The sequence below is a fragment of the Anaerosacchariphilus hominis genome (genome assembly GCF_014290175.1).
GTDB lineage: Bacteria > Bacillota > Clostridia > Lachnospirales > Lachnospiraceae > Laedolimicola > Laedolimicola hominis.
Map to the genome: position 1 here is coordinate 185,898 of NZ_JACOOR010000007.1, position 21,614 is coordinate 207,511.

Annotated in this window: 28 protein-coding genes; 23 read left to right on the top strand and 5 right to left on the bottom strand. The window is 41.1% G+C overall.

Features of this window, described 5'->3' with window-relative positions:
* Positions 1-40 precede the first annotated feature (40 nt).
* Positions 41-1,234: an elongation factor Tu gene (gene tuf, locus H8S44_RS12825; RefSeq protein ID WP_186873814.1), complete on the top strand. Its 1,194-nt coding sequence runs from the start codon at positions 41-43 to the stop codon at positions 1,232-1,234.
* A gap of 124 nt (positions 1,235-1,358) precedes the next feature.
* Here tuf and H8S44_RS12830 read toward each other — a convergent pair whose 3' ends face one another.
* Entirely contained in the window at positions 1,359-1,871 is a 513-nt protein-coding gene (locus H8S44_RS12830; RefSeq protein WP_186873815.1) for a helix-turn-helix domain-containing protein, read from the bottom strand.
* Between the two features lie 165 nt (positions 1,872-2,036).
* On the opposite strand from H8S44_RS12830, the gene H8S44_RS12835 reads away from it, so the two are divergent.
* The 3 genes from H8S44_RS12835 to H8S44_RS12845 all read left to right on the top strand — a co-directional run bounded on the left by H8S44_RS12835 (position 2,037) and on the right by H8S44_RS12845 (position 5,088).
* Complete coding sequence (locus tag H8S44_RS12835; protein WP_186873816.1) at positions 2,037-2,225, top strand: MerR family transcriptional regulator; 189 nt, start codon at positions 2,037-2,039, stop codon at positions 2,223-2,225.
* A gap of 12 nt (positions 2,226-2,237) precedes the next feature.
* Positions 2,238-3,329, top strand: coding sequence for a site-specific integrase (locus H8S44_RS12840; RefSeq protein WP_186873817.1), 1,092 nt, complete (start codon positions 2,238-2,240; stop codon positions 3,327-3,329).
* A gap of 328 nt (positions 3,330-3,657) precedes the next feature.
* Positions 3,658-5,088, top strand: coding sequence for a MobA/MobL family protein (locus tag H8S44_RS12845; protein ID WP_186873818.1), 1,431 nt, complete (start codon positions 3,658-3,660; stop codon positions 5,086-5,088).
* A gap of 34 nt (positions 5,089-5,122) precedes the next feature.
* Here H8S44_RS12845 and H8S44_RS12850 read toward each other — a convergent pair whose 3' ends face one another.
* Positions 5,123-5,371 carry a helix-turn-helix domain-containing protein gene (locus H8S44_RS12850; RefSeq protein WP_186873819.1) on the bottom strand — a complete coding sequence of 83 codons (249 nt, stop codon included), beginning with the start codon at positions 5,369-5,371 and terminating at the stop codon, positions 5,123-5,125.
* 119 nt (positions 5,372-5,490) lie between these two features.
* Here H8S44_RS12850 and H8S44_RS12855 point away from each other — a divergent pair, with 119 nt between their 5' ends.
* The 6 genes from H8S44_RS12855 (at position 5,491) to H8S44_RS12880 (ending at position 10,057) form a co-directional block, all read left to right on the top strand.
* Positions 5,491-5,697 carry a hypothetical protein gene (locus H8S44_RS12855; RefSeq protein WP_186873820.1) on the top strand — a complete coding sequence of 69 codons (207 nt, stop codon included), beginning with the start codon at positions 5,491-5,493 and terminating at the stop codon, positions 5,695-5,697.
* A 112-nt stretch (positions 5,698-5,809) separates the two neighbouring features.
* Positions 5,810-6,019, top strand: coding sequence for a helix-turn-helix domain-containing protein (locus H8S44_RS12860; protein WP_186873821.1), 210 nt, complete (start codon positions 5,810-5,812; stop codon positions 6,017-6,019).
* A gap of 39 nt (positions 6,020-6,058) precedes the next feature.
* Positions 6,059-7,045 carry a DNA cytosine methyltransferase gene (locus H8S44_RS12865; RefSeq protein WP_186873822.1) on the top strand — a complete coding sequence of 329 codons (987 nt, stop codon included), beginning with the start codon at positions 6,059-6,061 and terminating at the stop codon, positions 7,043-7,045.
* The gene (locus tag H8S44_RS12870; RefSeq protein WP_186873823.1) at positions 6,993-7,868 is read left to right on the top strand and encodes an NgoMIV family type II restriction endonuclease; all 876 of its coding nucleotides are present in this window, start codon (positions 6,993-6,995) and stop codon (positions 7,866-7,868) included. The genes H8S44_RS12865 and H8S44_RS12870 overlap by 53 nt, the downstream gene beginning before the upstream one ends.
* A gap of 22 nt (positions 7,869-7,890) precedes the next feature.
* Complete coding sequence (locus tag H8S44_RS12875; protein WP_186873824.1) at positions 7,891-8,979, top strand: hypothetical protein; 1,089 nt, start codon at positions 7,891-7,893, stop codon at positions 8,977-8,979.
* Entirely contained in the window at positions 8,972-10,057 is a 1,086-nt protein-coding gene (locus H8S44_RS12880; RefSeq protein WP_186873825.1) for a DUF262 domain-containing protein, read from the top strand. Before H8S44_RS12875 ends, H8S44_RS12880 begins: the two co-directional genes overlap by 8 nt.
* 335 nt (positions 10,058-10,392) lie before the next feature.
* Here the strand turns inward: H8S44_RS12880 and H8S44_RS12885 are convergent, their stop codons facing one another.
* Entirely contained in the window at positions 10,393-11,022 is a 630-nt protein-coding gene (locus H8S44_RS12885; RefSeq protein WP_186873826.1) for a helix-turn-helix domain-containing protein, read from the bottom strand.
* A gap of 174 nt (positions 11,023-11,196) precedes the next feature.
* Between H8S44_RS12885 and H8S44_RS12890 the strand changes: the two genes are divergently transcribed.
* From H8S44_RS12890 to H8S44_RS12935, 10 genes are all read left to right on the top strand, one after another.
* Positions 11,197-11,385, top strand: coding sequence for a MerR family transcriptional regulator (locus H8S44_RS12890; RefSeq protein WP_186873827.1), 189 nt, complete (start codon positions 11,197-11,199; stop codon positions 11,383-11,385).
* A 13-nt stretch (positions 11,386-11,398) separates the two neighbouring features.
* Entirely contained in the window at positions 11,399-12,472 is a 1,074-nt protein-coding gene (locus H8S44_RS12895) for a site-specific integrase (protein WP_186873828.1), read from the top strand.
* Positions 12,473-12,579: 107 nt separating this feature from the next.
* The gene (locus tag H8S44_RS12900; protein ID WP_186873829.1) at positions 12,580-13,548 is read left to right on the top strand and encodes an AAA family ATPase; all 969 of its coding nucleotides are present in this window, start codon (positions 12,580-12,582) and stop codon (positions 13,546-13,548) included.
* Between the two features lie 231 nt (positions 13,549-13,779).
* Entirely contained in the window at positions 13,780-15,120 is a 1,341-nt protein-coding gene (locus H8S44_RS12905) for a plasmid recombination protein (RefSeq protein WP_186873857.1), read from the top strand.
* Positions 15,121-15,135: 15 nt separating this feature from the next.
* Complete coding sequence (locus H8S44_RS12910) at positions 15,136-15,444, top strand: hypothetical protein (protein ID WP_186873830.1); 309 nt, start codon at positions 15,136-15,138, stop codon at positions 15,442-15,444.
* 244 nt (positions 15,445-15,688) lie between these two features.
* Complete coding sequence (locus H8S44_RS12915) at positions 15,689-16,009, top strand: helix-turn-helix domain-containing protein (RefSeq protein WP_158365038.1); 321 nt, start codon at positions 15,689-15,691, stop codon at positions 16,007-16,009.
* A gap of 86 nt (positions 16,010-16,095) precedes the next feature.
* Entirely contained in the window at positions 16,096-16,311 is a 216-nt protein-coding gene (locus H8S44_RS12920; RefSeq protein WP_186873831.1) for a hypothetical protein, read from the top strand.
* A 57-nt stretch (positions 16,312-16,368) separates the two neighbouring features.
* Entirely contained in the window at positions 16,369-16,686 is a 318-nt protein-coding gene (locus H8S44_RS12925; protein ID WP_186873832.1) for a hypothetical protein, read from the top strand.
* Positions 16,687-17,553: 867 nt separating this feature from the next.
* Positions 17,554-17,823: a hypothetical protein gene (locus H8S44_RS16980; protein WP_330593577.1), complete on the top strand. Its 270-nt coding sequence runs from the start codon at positions 17,554-17,556 to the stop codon at positions 17,821-17,823.
* Entirely contained in the window at positions 17,729-18,391 is a 663-nt protein-coding gene (locus H8S44_RS12935; protein WP_186873833.1) for a hypothetical protein, read from the top strand. Before H8S44_RS16980 ends, H8S44_RS12935 begins: the two co-directional genes overlap by 95 nt.
* A 35-nt stretch (positions 18,392-18,426) precedes the next feature.
* On the opposite strand, the gene H8S44_RS12940 is transcribed toward H8S44_RS12935, so the two are convergent.
* Positions 18,427-18,675 carry a helix-turn-helix domain-containing protein gene (locus H8S44_RS12940; protein ID WP_186873834.1) on the bottom strand — a complete coding sequence of 83 codons (249 nt, stop codon included), beginning with the start codon at positions 18,673-18,675 and terminating at the stop codon, positions 18,427-18,429.
* Positions 18,676-18,794: 119 nt separating this feature from the next.
* Here H8S44_RS12940 and H8S44_RS12945 point away from each other — a divergent pair, with 119 nt between their 5' ends.
* The 3 genes from H8S44_RS12945 to H8S44_RS12955 all read left to right on the top strand — a co-directional run bounded on the left by H8S44_RS12945 (position 18,795) and on the right by H8S44_RS12955 (position 20,044).
* Positions 18,795-19,010 (top strand): hypothetical protein, encoded by a 216-nt coding sequence (locus H8S44_RS12945; RefSeq protein WP_186873835.1) that lies wholly within the window; start codon positions 18,795-18,797, stop codon positions 19,008-19,010.
* 67 nt (positions 19,011-19,077) lie between these two features.
* Positions 19,078-19,458: a DUF2500 domain-containing protein gene (locus tag H8S44_RS12950; RefSeq protein ID WP_118543096.1), complete on the top strand. Its 381-nt coding sequence runs from the start codon at positions 19,078-19,080 to the stop codon at positions 19,456-19,458.
* Between the two features lie 61 nt (positions 19,459-19,519).
* Entirely contained in the window at positions 19,520-20,044 is a 525-nt protein-coding gene (locus H8S44_RS12955; RefSeq protein WP_118662133.1) for a hypothetical protein, read from the top strand.
* A 141-nt stretch (positions 20,045-20,185) separates the two neighbouring features.
* Here H8S44_RS12955 and H8S44_RS12960 read toward each other — a convergent pair whose 3' ends face one another.
* Positions 20,186-21,481 (bottom strand): tyrosine-type recombinase/integrase, encoded by a 1,296-nt coding sequence (locus tag H8S44_RS12960; protein ID WP_186873836.1) that lies wholly within the window; start codon positions 21,479-21,481, stop codon positions 20,186-20,188.
* Positions 21,482-21,614: the final 133 nt, after the last annotated feature.

A 21,614-nucleotide genomic window follows, 5' to 3' on the forward strand; every position in this document is an offset into this window, starting at 1 on the left:
TTTACCCTCAGGGTGAATGAATTCAAGGAGGACAATCAAAATGGCTAAAGCTAAATTTGACAGAACAAAACCGCATTGTAATATCGGTACCATCGGTCACGTAGACCATGGTAAAACTACTCTGACTGCAGCTATCACAAAGGTTCTGGCAGCTCGTGTTGCTGGTAACACAGCTACAGACTTCGAGAACATCGACAAGGCTCCGGAAGAGAGAGAGCGTGGAATTACCATCTCTACCGCACACGTTGAGTATGAGACAGAGAAGAGACACTACGCACACGTTGACTGCCCGGGCCATGCTGACTATGTAAAGAACATGATCACTGGTGCAGCACAGATGGACGGCGCTATCCTGGTAGTAGCAGCTACCGATGGTGTTATGGCTCAGACTAAGGAGCACATCCTTCTGTCCCGTCAGGTAGGCGTTCCCTACATCGTAGTATTCATGAACAAGTGCGACATGGTAGACGATGAGGAGCTGCTTGAGCTGGTAGACATGGAGATCCGTGAGCTGCTGAACGAGTATGAGTTCCCGGGAGATGACACTCCGATCATCCAGGGTTCCGCTCTGAAGGCTCTTGAGGATCCGATGGGACCGTGGGGAGACAAGGTTATGGAGCTGATGGACGCAGTTGATAGCTGGATTCCGGATCCGAAGCGTGCTACAGACCAGCCGTTCCTGATGCCGGTCGAGGACGTATTCACCATCACAGGTCGTGGTACCGTTGCTACCGGCCGTGTTGAGCGTGGTGTTCTGCATCTGAATGAGGAAGTTGAGATCGTTGGTATTAAGGAAGAGACTCGTAAGACCGTTGTAACCGGTATCGAGATGTTCCGTAAGCTGCTTGACGAGGCTCAGGCTGGTGACAACATCGGAGCTCTGCTTCGTGGTGTTCAGAGAACCGAGATCGAAAGAGGTCAGGTTATCGTTAAGCCGGGCAGCATCACCTGCCATACAAAGTTCACCGCTCAGGTTTACGTTCTGACAAAGGACGAGGGTGGCCGTCATACACCGTTCTTCAACAACTACAGACCGCAGTTCTACTTCCGTACAACTGACGTTACTGGCGTTTGCAACCTGCCGGCTGGTACAGAGATGTGCATGCCTGGTGACAACGTAGAGATGACCATCGAGCTGATCCACCCGATCGCTATGGAGCAGGGTCTTACATTCGCTATCCGTGAGGGTGGCCGTACAGTAGGATCTGGACGTGTTGCTACTATCATCGAGTAATCACAATTTATGCAGTAAAATCAAGGCTTCTGGGGAATTCCCCGGAAGCCTTTTTTTCGGTTACAAATGTGTAATTTTCTTGTCGTGGTTCTAGTTTGGTTCTAAAAATTCGTACTTTCTATTTTCAATGGATGTAATCTTCTATCGGAACATTGAATAATCGCAGGGTATCTTCCAGCCACATCTCATATTCTTCCTTATCCAAGAGGCCATCCGCAAGCTGCTGGTTGACTTTGTTCCAGTCAGGAATAAAGGTGGCGATCTGGGCGTTGGGAATGTCCAGAGCCAGGTGCGCCATGAGCTGGTTATCTTTCTGAGAGTAAGTCGTATTTCCTTTTATATGTAAGCCTCTGCGATCCAGGTCAATCAGAATGGCAAGAAAATCGGCAAAGGTTCGGACAGGCACAGTTCTGGGAGTAGAAATCTTTACACCCAACAGCTCATTCATCGAGATTTTTAATATATCACAAAACTTCTGTATTGTTTCCACAGGCGGCTCACTGTAGCCATTTTCATAATTGGAATATGAGGAATTGGTCAGCTCTAGCCGGGTGGCCATTTCTCGCTGGTTGATTCCGGCGTTCATCCGGGCCTGTTTCATTTTCTTTCCTACTTCTAAATATTCTCCTAAACGCATGATTTTATCCTCCTTGATACTAATTTAGCACAATGAGATACAGAAATCAATGTAAAAGATACAAGAATTTTAATAAATCATGTTGACAAATCAAAAAACTTGTATTAAATTAGAAATACAAGAAATTATGTAACAATACAAGGAATAAAAGAGGAGGAGTGAATTATGGGGACAAACTATATGATGACCGCGGACGAAGTAGCTGCGGAACTGGGGATTTCCAAGGGTCATGCTTATAAAATGATCCGGCAGATGAACGAGGAACTGGAAAAAGCCGGGTTCATCGTTGTAGCAGGTAAGATTCCGAGGGCTTTTTGGGAAAAGAAGTTTTTCGGATATCAGACGTCAGCGTAAGGAGGGATGGATATGCCAGCATATAAGGATGAAAAGCAAAATACCTGGTATTGTCTGTTTTATTACAGAGATTGGCAGGGAAACAAGAAGAAAAAGCAAAAAAGGGGGTTCCGAACAAAGAAAGAGGCTCTTGAGTGGGAAAACAACTATAAGTTAACGGCCAATGCAAACATGGATATGACGATGGGAGCGTTCGTGGAGATTTATTTCCGGGATAAAAAGGGAGAATTGAAAGAGAGGTCAGTAAAAAATAAACGATATATGATAGAAGCGCATATTCTTCCGTATTTTAAGGACAGACCCATGAACAGCATTACCCCGTCAGATATTATCCAATGGCAGAATGAAATGCGGACAAAGGGGTTTGCTCAGACCTATCTTCGTATGATACAGAATCAGATCACAGCGCTGTTCAATCATGCGAGCAATATTTACGGCCTGGGGAACAATCCCTGTAAAAAAGTAAAGAAGATGGGAAAGGCGGATGCGGACAAATTGGATTTTTGGACAAAAGATGAATACGACAAATTTATCAGCGGAATGGAGGAAGGGGACAGATATTACACAATTTTCGAGGTACTGTTCTGGACAGGCTGCCGGGAGGGAGAAATGCTGGCCCTGACAAAATCAGATATTGACTTTGCAAGGAATCAAATCAGTATTAGTAAAACCTATTACCGTGCGGAGGGACGGGATATTATTACGACGCCGAAAACGGAGCAGTCGGCAAGAGTCATTGATATTCCACAGTTTTTAACACAGGAGTTGAAAGATTATGTGGATAAACTCTATGGAATATCGGACAACGAGAGGATATTTCCCATCGTGCCGGAGGCGGTGCAGCATAAGCTGAAACGGGAGTGTGAGAAAAGCGGAGTAAAGAAAATCCGCGTACACGATCTCCGTCACAGCCACGTGGCTTATCTGATTCATCAGGGAGTAGAGCCCTTGATTATCAAAGAACGCCTGGGCCACAGGGACATCAAAATGACCCTGAATACCTACGGCCACCTGTATCCGAACCAACAGAGGAAGGTAGCGGATATGTTGAACAACCAAAAAGAAAAGAGCCTCAGCAGTGGCAACGGTAGAGGCACAAGATAACAGGAACACTCTGCTATTTCGATGTAAATACAACATCAGTATAGCAGAGTGTTTTATATATGATAAATAGAAAATGAGGTTTGTTCACAGAGAAACGAGAGCGTGACACGCTCCCGTAAAAGACAACCAGGACGGAAGTCACAGGGCGAGGACGGGAGTTTGAAGCTGCTCCGGGAGAGGCTTTAGAAGCCCTCGGCGTTTGAGAGCGAAATACACCCATCGCACAAACTTCGTTTATGCTCTGTGTATTTCGCCCTTGCAGGGGGCTTAGCTGCCGAAAGGCAGAGAGTTTGTAAACAGGCGCCGGAGCGCCTACTCACAAAGAAAGATGGTGTTGCTTATAGCGAGAAATTCATTTATTCAGTTATCGAAGTTGCCAAACGTAAAGGGCAGGATTAACTATATCGCCAATCCTGCCAGACAGGAAAATCTCTATGCCGTGTATGAAACTACGGAGCGGAAATTCTGGTCAGAACTGGCAAAATGTAATCAGGAAGAGTTCCGGAAGAGTGGAGCAGACGGCCAGTGTATTGAAGCCAGGGAATTGATTATTGCCTTGCCAGAGAGTTTTACGGAGTATTATCCCCGCCGCTATGTATTAGCGTTATTTACAGACCATTTTAAAGAACGGTACGGGGTAGAGTGCATTGCAGCACTGCACCACAATAAGCGAAAGACCAACTACCACATCCATCTGATTTTCTCGGAACGGAAGAAGCTGGAGAAGCCTATTATAAAGGTGGCTTCCAGAAACATGTTCTATGATGAACGAGGCGTCCATGTCAGGACGAAGAAAGAGATACTAGACGAGTATGGGGAGATAAGGCCGGGCTGCAGCGTCATAAAGAAGGGAGAGGTTTACGAAAAAAAGCTATTTGAAGCTAAGAACAGCTGGTTTAAAACGGCGGCTTTCCTGGATGAAGTGAAGCATTCTTACACAGAACTGATCAATCAGGAAGTGCCGGACGAGAAGCAGAAGCTGCAGGTATTCGAGCATGGCAGCTTGTATCTGCCTACTAAGAAAATTGGAAAGAACAATCCCAAGGCCGAGGAGATAGCAAAGGACAATGAAATGCGGAAGGAGTGGAATGCTACGGTGGATCAGGCATTGGTCAGCGGAGCGGCAGAGGAGCAGATCCGGGAGATAAAACGGGAGTGTATTTCGGAAGAGATAAAAGCGAGTATCAATAGGAGAGGAAAAAGGCCAGAGCTGTTTTGGCTGTATCTTTTCGAGGCAGTTTCCAAGCTGAAAGAGCTGATTGAGAAGGTAAGGGAAAGAGTAGCGGAGGCGAAAGAAGAAAGACTGGAGTTTCCGGTAAGAAGCCCGCTTGCAGCCAAATATCAACAGCTTAAAAAAATAAAGGATGAATTAGATAGTTGTAATGGTATTATTTTAAAGAATGAGCGGGAAATCAAAAAAGCTGAAGAAAACCTATCTCATTTAACGGGAGTGTTTCATAGAAAAGAAAGAGGTACGGTGCAAAGGTGGAAAGATGCATTGGAACGAGAAAGTATCAGCATGAAACAGAGACTTTCAAGGATAGTTCAAGAGTATGGCTATGAAACAGTCCAGGAGTTTATGCAAGAATACCAGAAAGCTCGGAATGAATACAAAGCGTATAGGGATGCAGTAGAAGAATGGAAGGAGAGGACAGAAGCGAAAGGGTTTATGGATATGCAGATCCGGGAAGCAAAGAAAAGGACGGAGGCCAAGGAAGAATACAGAGGTTATCATAGCAGTAGCAGAGGAGCCAGATAGTGAAGAATCCCTCAGGAGAGTGTCCTGGGGGATTTCATTCTGTTTGGGAATCCAGTAAAACGGAATAATCAACTTCGAAGATTTTAGCAAAATAGGTTAATTCAATATCCGTGACAAACCGTTTCCGGGCTTCAATTCTCTGGATAGCATTCTTGTCCAAATCTAAGCCAAGAAGCTGCAAAGCGTCAGCCAGTTCTCGTTGAGACCAGCCTTTTTCTATACGAAGATTACGGATAGCAATACCAGAGAGGTTATTCATGTTGTCGATTTTGTTCTTATACATAGCTCACCTTTTGACAATTACTAAATGTCATTTACTTTTCTTATAGTGTATGATAGGATTGCTATACAAATGACATTTACTAAGTGTCAAAGATAAGTTTAAGCGAGGTAAATATAGAAATGGATAGTGAATTAAAACTGACAACAGAGGTCTATCTGCTTTGGCAGACCCTTGATTCTTTACCGGAAAATGAGCAGCGATTCATTCGATTGATTATTGGATATGGTGCTAGTGGCCTGATTTCAGATGATGATTATAGTTTTCTGTTACAATACCTGATGGCGAAGGATAAGAAAATATATGAGCTTCAAAAACTAAAAGAATAGAATATTTGTTCTAAAAATCTTTCTGTTTCGTGAGATTATCTTGATGATATGTGCTAAAAATGTTATACTGATTCCAACCGATAACAAAAGAGAAAATGTTAGGAGAGATACTATGTCGGTATGTTATGATAAATTATGGAAAATTCTAATAGATAGGAAAATGAATAGAACTGAATTAAAAGATATGGCAGGAATTAGTTTTAATGTTCTGGCAAAGATGGGAAAAGGAGAAGCAGTTTCTCTTGAAAGTTTACACAAGATATGCAAGTCGTTGAATTGTGACATAGGAGATGTAATGGAATTTGCAAATGATGAACGGTAAGTGAATATGCTTAAAAAATAGTTTGAAGGAGGATATGTTGTGCAAAGACCATTAACATGTGTAGAAATATGTGCAGGAGCAGGAGGTCAGGCTTTAGGTCTTGCGATGGCTGGATTTGTCCATGTTGCACTTGTTGAATATGAAGCAGATTATTGTAATACATTGAAAATGAATCGGCCGGAATGGAATGTAATATGTGGGGATGTCCGTGAATTTAATGGAAGGCCATATCGGGGAGTAGATTTGTTAGCTGGAGGAGTTCCATGCCCGCCCTTTTCTATTGCAGGAAAGCAATTAGGAAAAGATGATGAAAGAGATTTGTTTCCGGAAGCAATACGGTTAATTAGAGAAATGAGACCAAGAGCTGTTATGTTGGAAAATGTGAGGGGATTTTTAGATAAAAGTTTTGCAGATTATAGGAAATACATATTAAAATCAATCGAAAACCTTGGATATGATGCGCAAATTAAATTGTTAAATGCATCGGATTTTGGAGTTCCACAGTTGAGGCCGAGAGTTGTGATAGTTGCAATTCGAAAAGATGAAAATATTTCATTTTCGTATCCAGAGGCGAATCCAGGCGGAGCGCCTACTGTTGGAGAGGTATTATATGATTTAATGGCGGAAAATAGATGGGAAGGAGCAAAAACTTGGGCTCAGAATGCCAATAAAATTGCGCCAACATTAGTTGGTGGCTCCAAAAAACATGGAGGACCGGATTTAGGACCGGTTAGAGCAAGAAATGCATGGGCCGAATTAGGTGTGGATGGAAAAGGTGTTGCAAATGAGGCACCTGAGATGAACTTTGAAGGTATGCCGCGTTTGACAAGCAGAATGTTGGCTAGAATACAAGGTTTTCCGGATACGTGGACTTTTGGAAAAAAGAAAACAGCAGCATGTCGAATGATAGGAAATGCCTTTCCGCCACCAGTAGCGCAGGCAGTGGGAGAAAAGATAAAGGAGTGTTTAGAATATGAATGCATTAATAGCGAATGCGAGATTTCATTTTCACGAGCGGTTGTTTGAAACAAATACATTAACTTTAACAAATGCAGGAGTAGTATCAAATGCAGATACCAGTAGCAGAGGATCAAAAGCGATAGCCAAAAAAATTGTAGAAATTTTAGTAGATGAGCATCATCACACAGCGAATATTGTTGATAAAATTTCTGGTCAGACACTTGGAAAACAGTTTGAATTGCTAACAATGGAGTTTTTGCAAGAAACGTTTCCGTATCTGCAAAATCTTCGACCAGGCCAGTGGTCTATATTACAGCTCGGAAATAACAACAGACTTAAAACAAGTGACTTTGAACAGTATGAACATTTAGCTTATTTGAGTGCATTAACAGCGGAAAATGCACAGTTAGCTGCGGCACTTGGAAATGATTATCTTGTTGCACCGGATGTAGTAATATATCGTAATCTTTGTGATGATGAGGAAATTAATAAGGAGCAGTGCATAGTAGACGATAATACAGGAAAAATGGCAGATATTAGAAAAGCAAATGGTGGAAAACCATTACTTCATGCCAGTGTATCGGCAAAGTTTACTATGAGAAGCGATAGGGCTCAGAATAGCCGTACAGAAGCATTAAATTTAATTCGTAATAGAAAAGGACATCTGCCACATATTGTTGTGGTAACAGCGGAACCTATGCCGAACAGATTGGCATCATTGGCACTTGGAACAGGTGATATTGACTGCGTGTATCACTTTGCGCTTTATGAATTGATTCGTGCGGTGAAAGAAGTAGGTTCGGAAGATGCTATTGAAACTCTGGAGACATTAGTACAAGGAAAAAGGCTGAAAGATATATCAGACTTACCTTTAGATTTGGCAGTTTAGAGGAAATAGGATAGAATTGCAAATGAAAAGTGTTTTTGTAATATTAGGAAACGGATTTACGATAGATTTTTTGCATAAATATAATGATTTCTTAAAGAATAAAGGAAAAAAGGATATACATATAGATGTTCAAAATTTGTTTCGATATGGAGAAGTAATTGGAACGCCATGGGATTCAAGACCAAGTTTTTTATCTTATAAGGTATGTCCTGCGTTATGGACTTTAGGTGCGCGCCCACATAGTAGCGTGGAGGAAAGTAATGCGCTAATAGAAGAAATCATTTCTTGTGCAAATATGTTTTTTGACTTTATTAATGATCCAGATCAAAAAGCAAAAAGATTGAGTATGATAAATTCAAATGATGATAGAATATACTTGCGTGCTTATTGTGAATTAATAGTTTATTTAAGACAATTATTTTCGTGGTATGATTCATTGATAGATAATACTTTGCTTCAAGAATTTGCCTTAACATATACAGATTGGGGCTGGCTTTCATTTTTGAGAGAGTTAGATTTAAAAGAATATAAGAAAATTATTTTTGTATCATATAATTATGATGTGTGGCTAGAAAGAATATTAGAAGTGCTGGGAATGAAATATGGAGTATATGGTTTTACAAATAACAATGATACGGTTATAGAAATAATAAAACCGCATGGTTCTATCAGTTTTGTACCTAAAAATCATAATGATATGTATGATATAAATTATAATATAGATGTAGATGGATTGAAGATAGACGAATTAACGTTGCAATATGATTCTCTAACAAAATATTCAACAGGAGCAATTATTCCGCCAGCGGGAGATTCTGCAAGATTAAAAATCACTTCATCTTGGGCAGATACTATTCGCAAGGAAGCAATAAAAAAGGCAAAAGAATTATCAAATGAAAATGAGAGCATGGTGATAATGTGTGGAATTTCATATTGGCATGTTGATAGAAGAGAAATTGATGAATTATTGATTAACCTTAATTCGGATACAGAATTTACATTTATTAATCCTGTTCCACCGAGAGATTTAAACGCTGTATTAAGTAGTATTTTTAAAAATTATGTATTGCAGACATCATCAGACAATATAGGAGGAATTATAAATGGCTAAATTCTTTGAAAGAAATTCGACGAAGCTTACAATATCGGAGTTTTATGATAACTATACATTGAAAAAATATAATTTTGATGCAAGTTATCAACGTAAAAGTAATGTGTGGGTTGAAGATAAAAAATCTTTTTTAATAGATTCTATAATGAAGAATTATCCTGTTCCAGCTATATTTATGCGGCCAATTGTGGATGAAAATGGAAAAACAAAATATGATATAGTAGATGGAAAGCAAAGACTTCAAGCAATCATTAGTTTTATAGAGGGAAAAATACCATTGACAACATATTTTGCTGAGGATGGTTTCTTGGACGAAGATAATCGACATCTAGCAGAAAATATTGCTGGAAAAAGTTTTGAAGATATAAAAAATGAAAAAATAAACGGAGATTATATCAAACAATTTTGGACATATGCATTGCAAATTGAGTATCTGTATGAGAATGATTTAGAATTGGTTTCATCTGTATTTGATCGTTTAAATAGGAATGGAGAACCCCTTAATCCCCAAGAACTAAGGAATGCAAAGTATTCAACGACACCGTTATTGAAATTAGTAAAAAAATTATCTGAAATGTCTTTTCTGAAGGATAAATTTGAACGATTAAAAATAGAGCGTATGGAAGACGAAGAATTTATTTCTGAATTGTTATTTTTGGTTTTAAATAAAAAACCGTTAGATTCAACACCAAGTACACTTGATGCACAGTATGAAAAATATAAAGATAATAAAACTGTACTTGCTGAAGGAGAAAAAGAATTTAATAAGATCATAGAATTTATGGAAGAGTTACAATTGGATTATGAAAATAATAAGAGGCTGTGTTGGACAACACATTTATATACATTATTTTCATTGGGGTGGTATTGTATAAATAACGGGGTAGAGGTTGGAAAGATAAAGACTCCGGTAAAAGAATTTTATTGTGAGTATTTTTCAAAAAGTACAAAATACAATGGCCATTTAAAAGAATATAAAGATGCAGCTTCAAGTAGAACACGTTCTGCAAGTCAGAAAAATAATAGAATGAATGCATTGCTTAAATATTGTAAAGTTGAAGTTAAGAAGTCGGTATAGTTGTTGGTTCTAATATGGTTCTAAAAATTTTAAAAACCACAAATATTACACGAAAACCTGAATAATACGAACCAACAAAGCAAGTAAAATCAATCCCAAACAAATAGATTCCTTCTCAAAAGCACCGTGAGGGTGGCCGTACAGTAGGATCTGGACGTGTTGCTTCTATCATCGAGTAATCTCTAATTGTAGAGCCAAATAAAGAGTGAATCTTTCCACAACCCTTGAGAAATCAAGGGTTGTGTTTTTTTATACATCAAAAAGGAATAACGAACAAATGAAAAAGCCACCTACCCCAATTTGATGGTAAATGGCTTAGTGGCTCTAAAATGGCTCTAATTTTTTTTGCTATCGCTCTTTTTTTCTTGAAATTGCTTCTCCAAATACTCGTTTCGCAGCTTCAATCTGGTGACGGTATCCAGCTCCTGATAGGTTTTCCTGGTTACCGGGAATGGAGAGTAGTCGGAGACTTTCTGCTTTTTCCAGATGTCAAACATTTCCTTGGGCGTGAAGTAGGATTCATAACTTTCACGGCTCTCGTTTAAGGAAGCAAGAAATTGGCACATATCAGCATTATATGGGTAGTCTTTCTCATTCCCGTAAAACTTGATACTTGCATACCAGCGGTTTCCCTCGGTTTCTCGGTCATTAAAGAGTTTATCGTTGATTTCTAATTCATATCGAAGTTCCCGTACCTCATTCATTTCCAGAAGAAAATTGACAATATCCCCCATAGAGGCCAGAGAAATCTCATTATCTGAAATACCAAAGAGCCAATCCAGAGATACATGGTACTGCTTGGCGATAGCATAGAGTACCTCATTGGAGGGAGATACTGTACCATTTTCATAACTGGACAGGGTTGACTGCTTAATTCCCAGATTCTTGCAGAAGTCATTCTGGTTTAAATGCAGACGTTTACGGAGCTGTTTAATTCTCTCGGCTATCTGAATTGTATTTTCCATACGGACACCTCTTTCAAACTGGATTTCTTATAGTATAGCATTTTCAATAAATATTGACAATAACAATAAATATAAAAAATATAAATATTTATTATTGACATAAATGATATGCAATGATAAAATATCATTGACACTAATAAATAACAAAAACAATGATAAGAAAGGGGAGATTGAATGAAAGAAAATTATTTACTGACTGCCGGGGATGTGGCAGAAGTATTGGGGATTTCCAAAGGCCATGCGTATAAGCTCATAAGAGAGTTGAACGAGGAATTGAAGGCCAGTGGTTACCTGATTGTTGCCGGGAAGATTCCCAGGGCATTTTTTGAAACGAAATTTTACGGTTATAGTCAGACAGCATGAAAGGGGGAATACGATGTCAGTTTCAAAGGATGAAAAGACCGGAAAATGGACAGTGCAATGTTATTACGAAAACTGGAAAGGGGAGAAGAAGCATAAGAAAAAGCGAGGTTTTACTACGAAAAAGGAAGCTCTGGAGTGGGAAAGAGACTTTTTGAGAAGCACATCTGCGGATCTGGAAATGACGTTGGGAGCTTTCGTGGATATATATTTTCGAGATAAGGCGGGAGAACTCAAAGATCGTACAATTAAAAATAAGCGTTATATGATAGAAGTCCACATTCTACCATATTTTGCGAATAAGCGTATGAGTGAGATTACACCAGCGGACATTATTCAGTGGCAGAACGAAATCAGAGCGAAGGGATATGCAGCGACCTACCTTCGTATGGTACAGAACCAGCTCACAGCGTTGTTTACACATGCGAGTAATATCTATAACCTGAAAAATAATCCCTGCAAAAAGGTTAAGAAAATGGGAAAGGCGGATGCAGATAAATTGAGCTTTTGGACAAAAGCGGAGTATGACACATTTATAAAAAGGATAGATCCGGACAGTCGGTATTATGTGATTTTTGAAATACTCTTCTGGACAGGATGTAGAGAGGGAGAAATGCTGGCGCTTACAAAGGATGATATTGATTTTGAAAATAACCAGATCAGCATCACAAAGACCTATTACAGAACAGGTGGAAAGGACGTTATTACAACACCAAAGACAGAGCAGTCGGTCAGAGTGATTCATATCCCGGAGTTCCTGAAAAAGGAAATTGAATCTTATGTAAACCGATGTTACGGATTGAAAAATGATGAAAGACTGTTCCCGATTGTGGCAGAAGCAGTACAACACAAGTTGAAACGGGAATATGAAAAAGCAGGATTGAAGCCGATTCGGGTGCATGATTTTCGTCATAGTCACGTGGCCTACCTTATCAATCAGGGGGTACAGCCTCTGATTATCAAGGAACGTCTGGGACACACAGATATTAAAATCACAATGAACACCTATGGCCACTTATACCCGAACCAGCAAAAGAATGTGGCCAACATGCTGGAAGCGGCAAGAAATGAAAATGTCCCTGTCGATTGACAAGGACATTTCCCTACAAAGGCAGAGCCTATGTAACTATATCTCGCAAATATAGTATAACAAAAGCTCTGCTGAAACTCAATGGAATGTTTTAGTGGAGGATGTAAATGGAAGAAAAAAGAGAGAAAAATTATCGTTTAATCAATATGAATGATGTGGAGGCCAGAAAGGTAGACTGGCTGTGGTATCCCTATATTCCTTATGGAAAAGTGTCGATTGTGCAGGGCGATCCGGGAGAGGGAAAAACAACATTTATCCTGCGGCTGGCGGCGCTGCTCACAAAGGGAGAACCGCTTCCGGGGGAGGAGGGACAGAATCCCAGGGAACCTATCAACGTGATATATCAGAACGCAGAGGACGGCCTGGAAGACACCATAAAGCCCCGCCTGCTGGAGGCAGGAGCTGACTGCAGCCGGGTGATGGTTATAGACGAAAGCCTTAAGAGCCTGACCATGACGGATGAAAGGCTGGTCAGGGCGATTAAAGAAACAGGGGCGAAAATGGTAGTCTTAGATCCGATACAGGCCTATCTGGGGGCTAACGTGGATATGCACCGGGCAAATGAGATCCGGGCGGTTCTGAAACGGCTGGCAAGGATAGCCGAAGAATGCGACTGCGCTATTATCCTTATCGGTCACATGAACAAGGCCAGCGGCAGCAAATCTACTTACCGGGGGCTTGGTTCGATAGATTTTCAGGCAATGGCCCGGAGTGCGTTGGTGGTTGGCCGGGTAAAGAACGATCCGACCTTGCGTGTAATCGCCCATGACAAGAGCAGCCTTGCACCGGAGGGAGCTTCGATTGCGTTCCGGCTGGACAAGGAGAATGGCTTTTGCTGGGAAGGTCCCTGTGATATCACGGTGGATGAGCTGCTTTCCGGGACGAGTAAAGGAGAGAAAACAAAGGACGCAAAATCTTTTTTGTTGGAGATTCTGGCGGATGGTCAGAAATCCTGCAATGAAATCATGGACGCAGCAAAGGAGAAAGGTATCAAAAAGAAAACACTCTGGAACGCCAAAAAGGAATTGAATATTGATAGCGTAAAGGTTGGAAGTCAGTGGTACTGGATGCTGTAGCCGGGGAAGATGGCAAGATTCCCTTTTCTATAGACAGGGTGATCTTGCTATCTTGAACGGAAGAAGCAGAAAAGCCCCCGGCAGGGCGCAACAGCAGCTTTTGATGGACACTTGTGTCTGTCAAAAGTGCTTTTGCGTTACTTTCGACGAAAGTAACAAAGCCTGCGCCGTTTCCGGCGCTTATAAGACAGATAAAAGGAGAGATACCTATTGGAGAGAACAATCAGCGGAATGATGGGGAAAGGCTCGGTCAACCACAACACGAGAGCATTTAGCGCGAAGAATGTGGACAGAGAGCGGAGTGTCAACAACGTGAAATTTTGCCATAAGAGTATCAAAAAAGTATACCATGAACTTTTCGACGAAGCCCTGGAACGGTACAACGCAAAGCAGAAACGGAGTGATAGAAAGATAGACAGCTATTATGAGAAAATCCGGCAGAGCAAGCAGGAAAAGTTGTTCCATGAGGTCATTTTTCAGATTGGAAATAAGGACGATACCAATGTGAAAAGCGAGGAGGGGCAGCTTGCAAAGGAAATTTTGGTAGATTTCATGCAGGATTTTCAGGAGCGGAATCCCAACCTTTATGTATTTTCGGCACACCTGCACATGAACGAGGAGACGCCGCATGTCCACATAGATTTCGTTCCCTTTATCCGTAATAGCAAGCGTGGCCTTGACACCAGAGTATCGCTGAAAGGCGCACTGGCGGAGCAGGGATTCCGTGGTGGGACACGGGGCGATACAGAGTGGAACCAGTGGATAGAATCAGAGAAGCAGGAGCTTGCTCTGGTCATGGAGCAGTACGGAGTGCGGTGGAAACAGCTCGGAACTCATAACAAGCATTTATCGGTACTGAATTATGAAAAACAGGAACGGGAGAAAGAATTATGGGAGCTGCAGCAGACGATTACGTCGAGCAGGGAAGACCTGCTGGACATCTATGATAGGCAGGACGAAGCAAGAGAACGGATAGAACGTACACGTGAAAGAAAGGAGCGATTAGAGGATGAAATAGACGAGCTATTTGCTACCAGTGAAGAACTTCATTCCGATACAGAAGCATTAAAGGAAACCAGAAATCAGTTGCTGTCAGACAATGAGGAATTGGAGAAACAGCAGAAGAAGTTGCAACGGGAACTGGATAAAATGGTGGAATCGAAAGAGATCATGGAACAAAATATTCATGCTTATGATGAAGAATTGCGGTGGCAGCTTCCGGATCCGGGAGCCTTAATGAGCGCCAAGGCCTATCGGGACAAGAAGGCGTTGCCGCTGCTGGAAAAACTGAAAGAGCTGGTAAAGAACCTGACGATCAAAAGTGTACAGCTTGCAGAGACGGTAAAAAGGCTGACAGACCGGGTAGATACGCTGGAATCACAGGTAAGTTATCTACGGGAGAAAACCAGAGATCAGCGGGACAGAATCGAGGAGCTGGAGGAGAAAGAAATAAATTTCGAATATTTGAAAGATTACCTCGGTAAAAGTGAGGTGGAGGGGATTGTGGAATACGCAAGGTCAAAAGAGCAGGCCGACAGAGAAAAGGAACGTTACTATGGAAGAGACAGATAGCGAGGAAGCGGGAGTATGACAGATATGGAAAAGAAAGTCCTGATGAGGATATGTACTAAAATTGTGGCGGAAACAGAACTTTATGTGACAGATCCGGAAATGCAGAACCTGATAGACTGGGTTTGCGTGTCGGGGCAAATAAAGGAGAATAACAATAGAATCCGGGAACTGACCGGGGAATATAAGCAGATAGAATCGGGCTGCAGGGAGGGGGTGAGAGAGAAGCTGGAACGTATGAAAGAGGTCTGTAGGGAACGGGATAATCTATTTGAACAGCAGAATGATTTAAAAGAGCGGCAGCGGCGGATAGAAAAAGCGTTGTAATAATGAATGCAGGGGCGTGGCAGTATATGCTGCGCCTTATAGCTGACAATGTATTTGCTGTTTGACAGTAGAGGAGGAGACAGGTAAAATAGTACATAAAACTGAATAGTTTGAGCTGAATTTTATTTTTTACCCATATACTAAAGTTTAATAGAGTATATAGTGAAGCAGTATGCGACTAATAAATCTTTTGGTTTATCGGTACAATGTAGGTATCATAGACCAGAGGAGAGGTGTATATTGCTTGCGTGTAGAAGAGTATATTCCATTGAGAATAACAGAGTTATGCGAAAAACGAGGATATACCAAGTATCGCCTATCTCAACTTACAGACATGTCACAAACAGCGTTAGCAAATATTATAAACCAGAAGAGTATACCAACTGTTGTGACACTAGAGAGAATCTGTGAAGCATTCGGCATTACATTAGCGCAGTTCTTTGTCGAAGATGGCGGCAGATTAAATCTGACAGAAGAGCAAAACGAGATACTTGAAATATGGGATGGCTTGGAGACAAAGGAACGGGAAATATTCCTATCCTTTATCAGAAGCCTAAAGAAGTAAGGACAGTTCAACTAGGATTGAGCTGTTCTTTTTTGTATGAGAGGAGAGAACGGGCGCAAAGGAAAAATAAGCAGGAGGATAGACAAATGGAAAAAGAATTAGAATTAACAATAGAAGGATATCTGCTTTGGCAGACCCTTGATTCCTTACCGGAAAATGAACAGCGATTCATTCGATTGATTATTGGATATGGTGCCAGTGGCTTGATTTCAGATGATGATTATAGTTTTCTGTTGCAATACCTGATGGCGAAGGATAAGGAGTTGTATGAGGCCAGGGAGAAGATTAAGAGGCTTTCATAAAGGACGGTTTTGTAGTAGAATAGAGGTGTACAAATCGGAATTTGAAAGGATGATGATATGATGGATAAATTAAAAAAGAACATGGTTTTCTACCTACTGTTGCTGATAGATTTTTATATCGTTCCTTGGTTTATAAAAAACACAGGAAGTGCAATGATTGTTATGTTAGTAATTATTCCTCTAATATGTTTAATAACCTCTGTTTTTTATGGGATTAGGAATGGTTTTAACTTCTGGTATATTTTGATTGTAGCAATAATGTTTGCGCCATCTATATTTATATTTTATAACTCAAGTGCATGGGTTTATGTAGTTGGATATACTGTTATTGCATTATTGGGAAATTTAATAGCATTGCCATTAAGAAAAAGATAACTTCCAGTTTGTAGAAACATTGGTTGTTAATTGTATAAACATGGTGCCAGCACCATGTGACGAGAACTAACACGGAAAAATCATCTGCTGTGAGAGTGGCTCTATTTTGGCTCTAAAAATTTCAAAAACGCCTGAAAACAAGGTGTAAAAATAAATAATACGAAGAAAAATATATAGGAAAATCAATGAAAAACACGTTGATTTAAAAAGGCAAGACTCGTGAGGGTGGCCGTACAGTAGGATCTGGACGTGTTGCTACAATCGTCGAGTAATCTACGCGAAAGCAATGAGATAAGCGCCGAATAGGCGATGAAAAACAGCCCTTTGTGCTTGCACAAAAGGGCTGTTTTTTATTGAATATGCGGGCATTTAACGAATGCCCGCGACCGAGGAAATGCATGGCATTTTCGAGGTTTGGCGCTTGTCTGAATCAAGGCTTCTGGGGATTTCCCCGGAAGCCTTTTTTATGTCTGTATGTGTGAAAATAGAGCTGAGCAGTGCCAAAACGGTGCCAAAAATCAAAATTCCGGTGCTTTTATAGAACCAAAATAGAACCACGGGTGGTATTTTACCAGCCTTTGATCTGTTTGATTTGCTCTGCCCGTTCCGGATCTCGGTGATATTGAAGCTTGAGTTGTATGGTGTCTACGACTTCTTTTCTGGCCTCGTCGTCGAGTTGATAAAAAGATGTAAGTAGATTATCTACGTCCGGCATACTGTTTTTTCCGAAAAGATACATCAGCGGGAACATAGAATTCTTCAGATATGTTTTTACACGGCTGCCATCCAGGGCTCCGTTCAGTCCGTCCGGCAGTGTCGGATAGATTTCTTCTTCCTTAATCGTTCTGGAGAAGGGAGGCAGAATGAATGGCAGATTACAAGTATATGATGAATGCCGAAGATGTAGCAAGGGAGCTAAACTGTTCAAAATCTCATGCCTACAAGCTGGTCAGGAGAATGAATGCTGAGCTGGCACAGCAAGGATATCTTACCATAGCAGGTAAGATTCTGAGAGCATACTGGGCAGGAGTGGAATGCTACGGTGGCTCAGGCATTGGTCAGCGGAGCGGCAGAGGAGCAGATCCGGGAGATAAAGCCGGAGTGTATTTCGGAAGAGATAAAAGCGAGTATCAATAGGAGAGGAAAAAGGCCAGAGCTGTTTTGGCTGTATCTTTTCGAGGCAGTTTCCAAGCTGAAAGAGCTGATTGAGAAGGTAAGGGAAAGAGTAGCGGAGGCGAAAGAAGAAAGACTGGAGTTTCCGGTAAGAAGCCCGCTTGCAGCCAAATATCAACAGCTTGAATCAATCCAAAGAAAGCTGGATGATCAGAACGAAGCCATTTTCAACAGGGAGCTTGAACTGGGACGGGTAAGGAATGAACTGGCCTGTGCGACAGGGATATTTAAGAGGAAAGAGCGGAAAGATCTGCAGGAGCAAGTGGATTCATTGAAACAGCAGGTAGCAAGCATGAAACGCTGGCTATCTGGGATTGTACGGGAGCATGGATATGAAACAGTCCAGGAGTTTATGCAGGAATATCAGGCGGCCAGAAAAGAGTATAAAGCATATAGGGCTGCGGTGGAAGAATGGAGGAGGCGGACAGAAGCGAAAGGGTTTATGGATATGCAGCTCCGGGAAGCAAAGAAAAGAACGGAGGAGAGAGAAGAATACAGAGGTTATCGTAGTAGTGGCAGAGGAGCCAGATAGTGAAGAATCCCTCAGGAGAGTGTCCTGGGGGGATTTTATTCTGCCTGGAAATTCAGTAAAACGGAATAATCAACTTCGAAGATTTTAGCAAAATAGGTTAATTCAATATCCGTGACAAACCGCTTCCGGGCTTCAATTCTCTGGATAGCATTCTTGTCCAAATCCAGGCCAAGAAGCTGCAAAGCGTCAGCCAGTTCTCGTTGAGACCAGCCTTTTTCTATACGAAGATTACGGATAGCAATACCAGAGAGGTTATTCATGTTGTCGATTTTGTTCTTATACATAGCTCACCTTTTGACAATTACTAAATGTCATTTACTTTTCTTATAGTGTATGATAGGATTGCTATACAAATGACATTTACTGAGTGCCAAAAATAAGTTTAAGCGAGGCAAATATAGAAATGGATAGTGAATTAAAACTGACAACAGAGGTCTATCTGCTTTGGCAGACTCTTGATTCTTTACCGGAAAATGAGCAGCGATTCATTCGTTTGATTATTGGATATGGTGCCAGTGGCCTGATTTCGGGTGATGATTATAGTTTTCTGTTGCAATACCTGATGGCGAAGGATAAGGAGTTGTATGAGGCCAGGGAGAAGATTAAGAGGCTTTCATAAAGGACGGTTTTGTAGTAGAATAGGGGTGTACAAATTGGAAGTTACAGAAGGAGAGTTTATGAATATGATGTTTGATTTATTTGATTTGATTTTTCCAGTTATGTTTTTACTGATATTTGGGATGATCCTATTTACCTTTATAAGTGGAATAAGAACTTGGAATAAAAATAATAATTCTCCCCGTTTAACGGTGGAAGCCAGGGTGGCTGCCAAGCGACAGAATACGACACATCACAACGAGCCGGTTGGAGGAGACACTTCAGGAACTCACGGGTATCATACTACCACCAGCACCTCTTATTATGTTACTTTTGAGGTGGAAAGCGGTGATCGGATGGAATTTTCTGTATATGGAAAAGAGTATGGAATGCTGGCAGAAGGAGACGAAGGAAAGCTGACATTCCAGGGAAGTCGTTATCTGGGATTCGAGAGGGCTATTGAAAAATAGAAGTAGAATTTCAAGTTTGTAGAATTAAGAAAATTGGTAGTTGACAAGGAGTTTTGATAGCGTGAAAAAAATATTTCTTAAAATTGTGATAGGGGTTGTTCTTGTTTGTATTTTATTTGTTTGTTTTCTTTATACGAACAATGAGATCGGCGTGACTTCATCTAAGCTGGAGGCAGATATTCGTTCGTCGCAGAAGATTAAGGATGATTGGACGGTCGATGGAAGCGTTTCCAGCACGATGGCTGCATATATTTCTTACCCTCAGGATTTGAGTGACCATTCTTTTTCCGTCTATGTCAACCGCCCTGGTCTTTCCTTTGGATACTTTTTCCGTGGGGGTGGAAACCTTTCGGGGGTTCAAAGAGGAATTGCCGAGTACACCGTAGAAGGATATAATGAGCGAGCATTTATTTCTATGAATCAGCAACAGGTAACACAGCTTGAAATAGATGACGGCAACACAATTCAAGTGCTTGACATTGACAGCAATAAACCTTTTGCGATTGTTTTGCCTATAAATGCGGGAACCATTACATTCTATGATGTGAATGGCAATACTGTGGAATACTGGAACAATTCTCTTTGACAACTTCCAGTTTGCCGAAATATCTTTCTAACTTTCCCTATTTTACAGGCTTTTCAGCCTGTGCATTAGTGAAATGATATGTATTTTCCCTTATTTTTGCCCTTATGAGATAATCGTAAGGGAAATAAGGGAAAGTTTTATTTAGTCATTGCCTGCCACTTTATCAAGTAACCTTGCAGATTCCCGCTTGGCTTTTCTTGTAGAGTGTGCATAGACATTCATGGTGGTACTGACATCTGAGTGCCCTAACAGTTCCTGCACATCCTTTGGTGCTGCTCCATTTGCCAGAAGGTTGCTTGTGTAGGTGTGTCGCAGCTGGTGAAAATGAAATCCTTCAAATCCATCCAGTTTCTGAGCAATCTTCCTGCAAACAATTCCTAACGTGCTTGGCAGTTCCAGACTTCCATCCGGTCTTAAGCAGACAAAGGATATTTCCTTATAATCCTCTGGAACATTCTCTGTTCCGTCCAGATGATAGAACTCATAGTAAACTCTGTTTTTGTCTTTTACTTCTCTGTAGTAGTTTTTGTGGTAAAGTTCTCCGTACTGCATTCGGTTTTTAAGCTGTTCCTTTCGGGCATTGCGAAGAATCTCTGCCAGCGTATCTCCAAAATCAACAATCCTTACCTTTTTTCGTTTGGTTGGTCCGATGATATTCTTGTGCCTTGAACCATCATATCGGATACTGCGTCTGATTGTAAGGCACTGTTCTTCAAGATTTACATCCTGCCATGCCAGACCACAGGCTTCACCGATACGAAGTCCTGCATAATAAGCTATCTGGATTGGAAGTATTGCCGGTGGATTGTAATCCTGTAGAAATTCAATCAGTCTTTCATAATCCTCTCGTGGAATTGGCTGTATATCGCCATCCATGTCATCATCGGAAAACAGGTTAACCTCATCCGTCTGGTATTTCAGCTTAATATACTGCATCGGATTGAAAGTGATATATTGCTTTGGTGATACTGCAAATCGGAATGACTGCTGTAATACTGCCGAGAAAGAACGAATGTAATCTTTGCTATAACCTTTTCTTTCTGAACCATCTGGATAAGTGCCACCAAAGGAAAGCAGATTGAAGAAGGCTTGTAAATGCTCAGATGTTACATTTTTCAACTTTCTCTCTGAAATTGGATGCTTCTTGATGTGGGTAATAGCACCGAGGTAATTCTGGACTGTCCCATTACTGAGAGTACCGGTCTTTAATTCTTCCTCTGCCCATATATCAAGTAATTCTCCAACTGTAATATTTTCCGACTTTGCAATGAATTTCTTGCTTTCGTAATCGTCCATTGCCTGACGGAGCAGTTTTTCCGTTTCACTTTTGCTTTCTGTTCCAGCGTATTCTTTCTGAACCAGATTTCCGCTTGCATCTTCTACATAGAAGCGGTAGTACCATTTCTTTCCTTTTTTTCTTACAGATCCTTTTGCCATAATCGTGTGTCTCCTTTCGATATCAGACAATCGGAACTGATGAAATGCTTCTTGCGTGTAGGCATCTTATGGACAAGTCCATAAGCCAATTCGCCGCTCGTCAAATCTGTAAACAGCCTGACTCGCTCGTGCT

Bases quoted from the DNA above. Each gene is read 5' to 3' on its own strand.
- H8S44_RS12900 (WP_186873829.1), top strand. From the start codon at position 12,580: ATGGAAGAAAAAAGAGAGAAAAATTATCGTTTAATCAATATGAATGAT.
- H8S44_RS12855 (WP_186873820.1), top strand. From the start codon at position 5,491: ATGGATAGTGAATTAAAACTGACAACAGAGGTCTATCTGCTTTGGCAG.
- H8S44_RS16980 (WP_330593577.1), top strand. From the start codon at position 17,554: ATGGCAGATTACAAGTATATGATGAATGCCGAAGATGTAGCAAGGGAG.
- H8S44_RS12875 (WP_186873824.1), top strand. From the start codon at position 7,891: ATGAAAAGTGTTTTTGTAATATTAGGAAACGGATTTACGATAGATTTT.
- H8S44_RS12895 (WP_186873828.1), top strand. From the start codon at position 11,399: ATGTCAGTTTCAAAGGATGAAAAGACCGGAAAATGGACAGTGCAATGT.
- H8S44_RS12870 (WP_186873823.1), top strand. From the start codon at position 6,993: ATGAATGCATTAATAGCGAATGCGAGATTTCATTTTCACGAGCGGTTG.
- H8S44_RS12950 (WP_118543096.1), top strand. From the start codon at position 19,078: ATGTTTGATTTATTTGATTTGATTTTTCCAGTTATGTTTTTACTGATA.
- H8S44_RS12880 (WP_186873825.1), top strand. From the start codon at position 8,972: ATGGCTAAATTCTTTGAAAGAAATTCGACGAAGCTTACAATATCGGAG.
- tuf (WP_186873814.1), top strand. From the start codon at position 41: ATGGCTAAAGCTAAATTTGACAGAACAAAACCGCATTGTAATATCGGT.
- H8S44_RS12840 (WP_186873817.1), top strand. From the start codon at position 2,238: ATGCCAGCATATAAGGATGAAAAGCAAAATACCTGGTATTGTCTGTTT.
- H8S44_RS12945 (WP_186873835.1), top strand. From the start codon at position 18,795: ATGGATAGTGAATTAAAACTGACAACAGAGGTCTATCTGCTTTGGCAG.
- H8S44_RS12860 (WP_186873821.1), top strand. From the start codon at position 5,810: ATGTCGGTATGTTATGATAAATTATGGAAAATTCTAATAGATAGGAAA.
- H8S44_RS12830 (WP_186873815.1), bottom strand. From the start codon at position 1,871: ATGCGTTTAGGAGAATATTTAGAAGTAGGAAAGAAAATGAAACAGGCC.
- H8S44_RS12925 (WP_186873832.1), top strand. From the start codon at position 16,369: ATGATGGATAAATTAAAAAAGAACATGGTTTTCTACCTACTGTTGCTG.
- H8S44_RS12845 (WP_186873818.1), top strand. From the start codon at position 3,658: ATGGTGTTGCTTATAGCGAGAAATTCATTTATTCAGTTATCGAAGTTG.
- H8S44_RS12835 (WP_186873816.1), top strand. From the start codon at position 2,037: ATGGGGACAAACTATATGATGACCGCGGACGAAGTAGCTGCGGAACTG.
- H8S44_RS12920 (WP_186873831.1), top strand. From the start codon at position 16,096: ATGGAAAAAGAATTAGAATTAACAATAGAAGGATATCTGCTTTGGCAG.
- H8S44_RS12850 (WP_186873819.1), bottom strand. From the start codon at position 5,371: ATGTATAAGAACAAAATCGACAACATGAATAACCTCTCTGGTATTGCT.
- H8S44_RS12960 (WP_186873836.1), bottom strand. From the start codon at position 21,481: ATGGCAAAAGGATCTGTAAGAAAAAAAGGAAAGAAATGGTACTACCGC.
- H8S44_RS12890 (WP_186873827.1), top strand. From the start codon at position 11,197: ATGAAAGAAAATTATTTACTGACTGCCGGGGATGTGGCAGAAGTATTG.
- H8S44_RS12940 (WP_186873834.1), bottom strand. From the start codon at position 18,675: ATGTATAAGAACAAAATCGACAACATGAATAACCTCTCTGGTATTGCT.
- H8S44_RS12910 (WP_186873830.1), top strand. From the start codon at position 15,136: ATGACAGATATGGAAAAGAAAGTCCTGATGAGGATATGTACTAAAATT.
- H8S44_RS12885 (WP_186873826.1), bottom strand. From the start codon at position 11,022: ATGGAAAATACAATTCAGATAGCCGAGAGAATTAAACAGCTCCGTAAA.
- H8S44_RS12905 (WP_186873857.1), top strand. From the start codon at position 13,780: ATGATGGGGAAAGGCTCGGTCAACCACAACACGAGAGCATTTAGCGCG.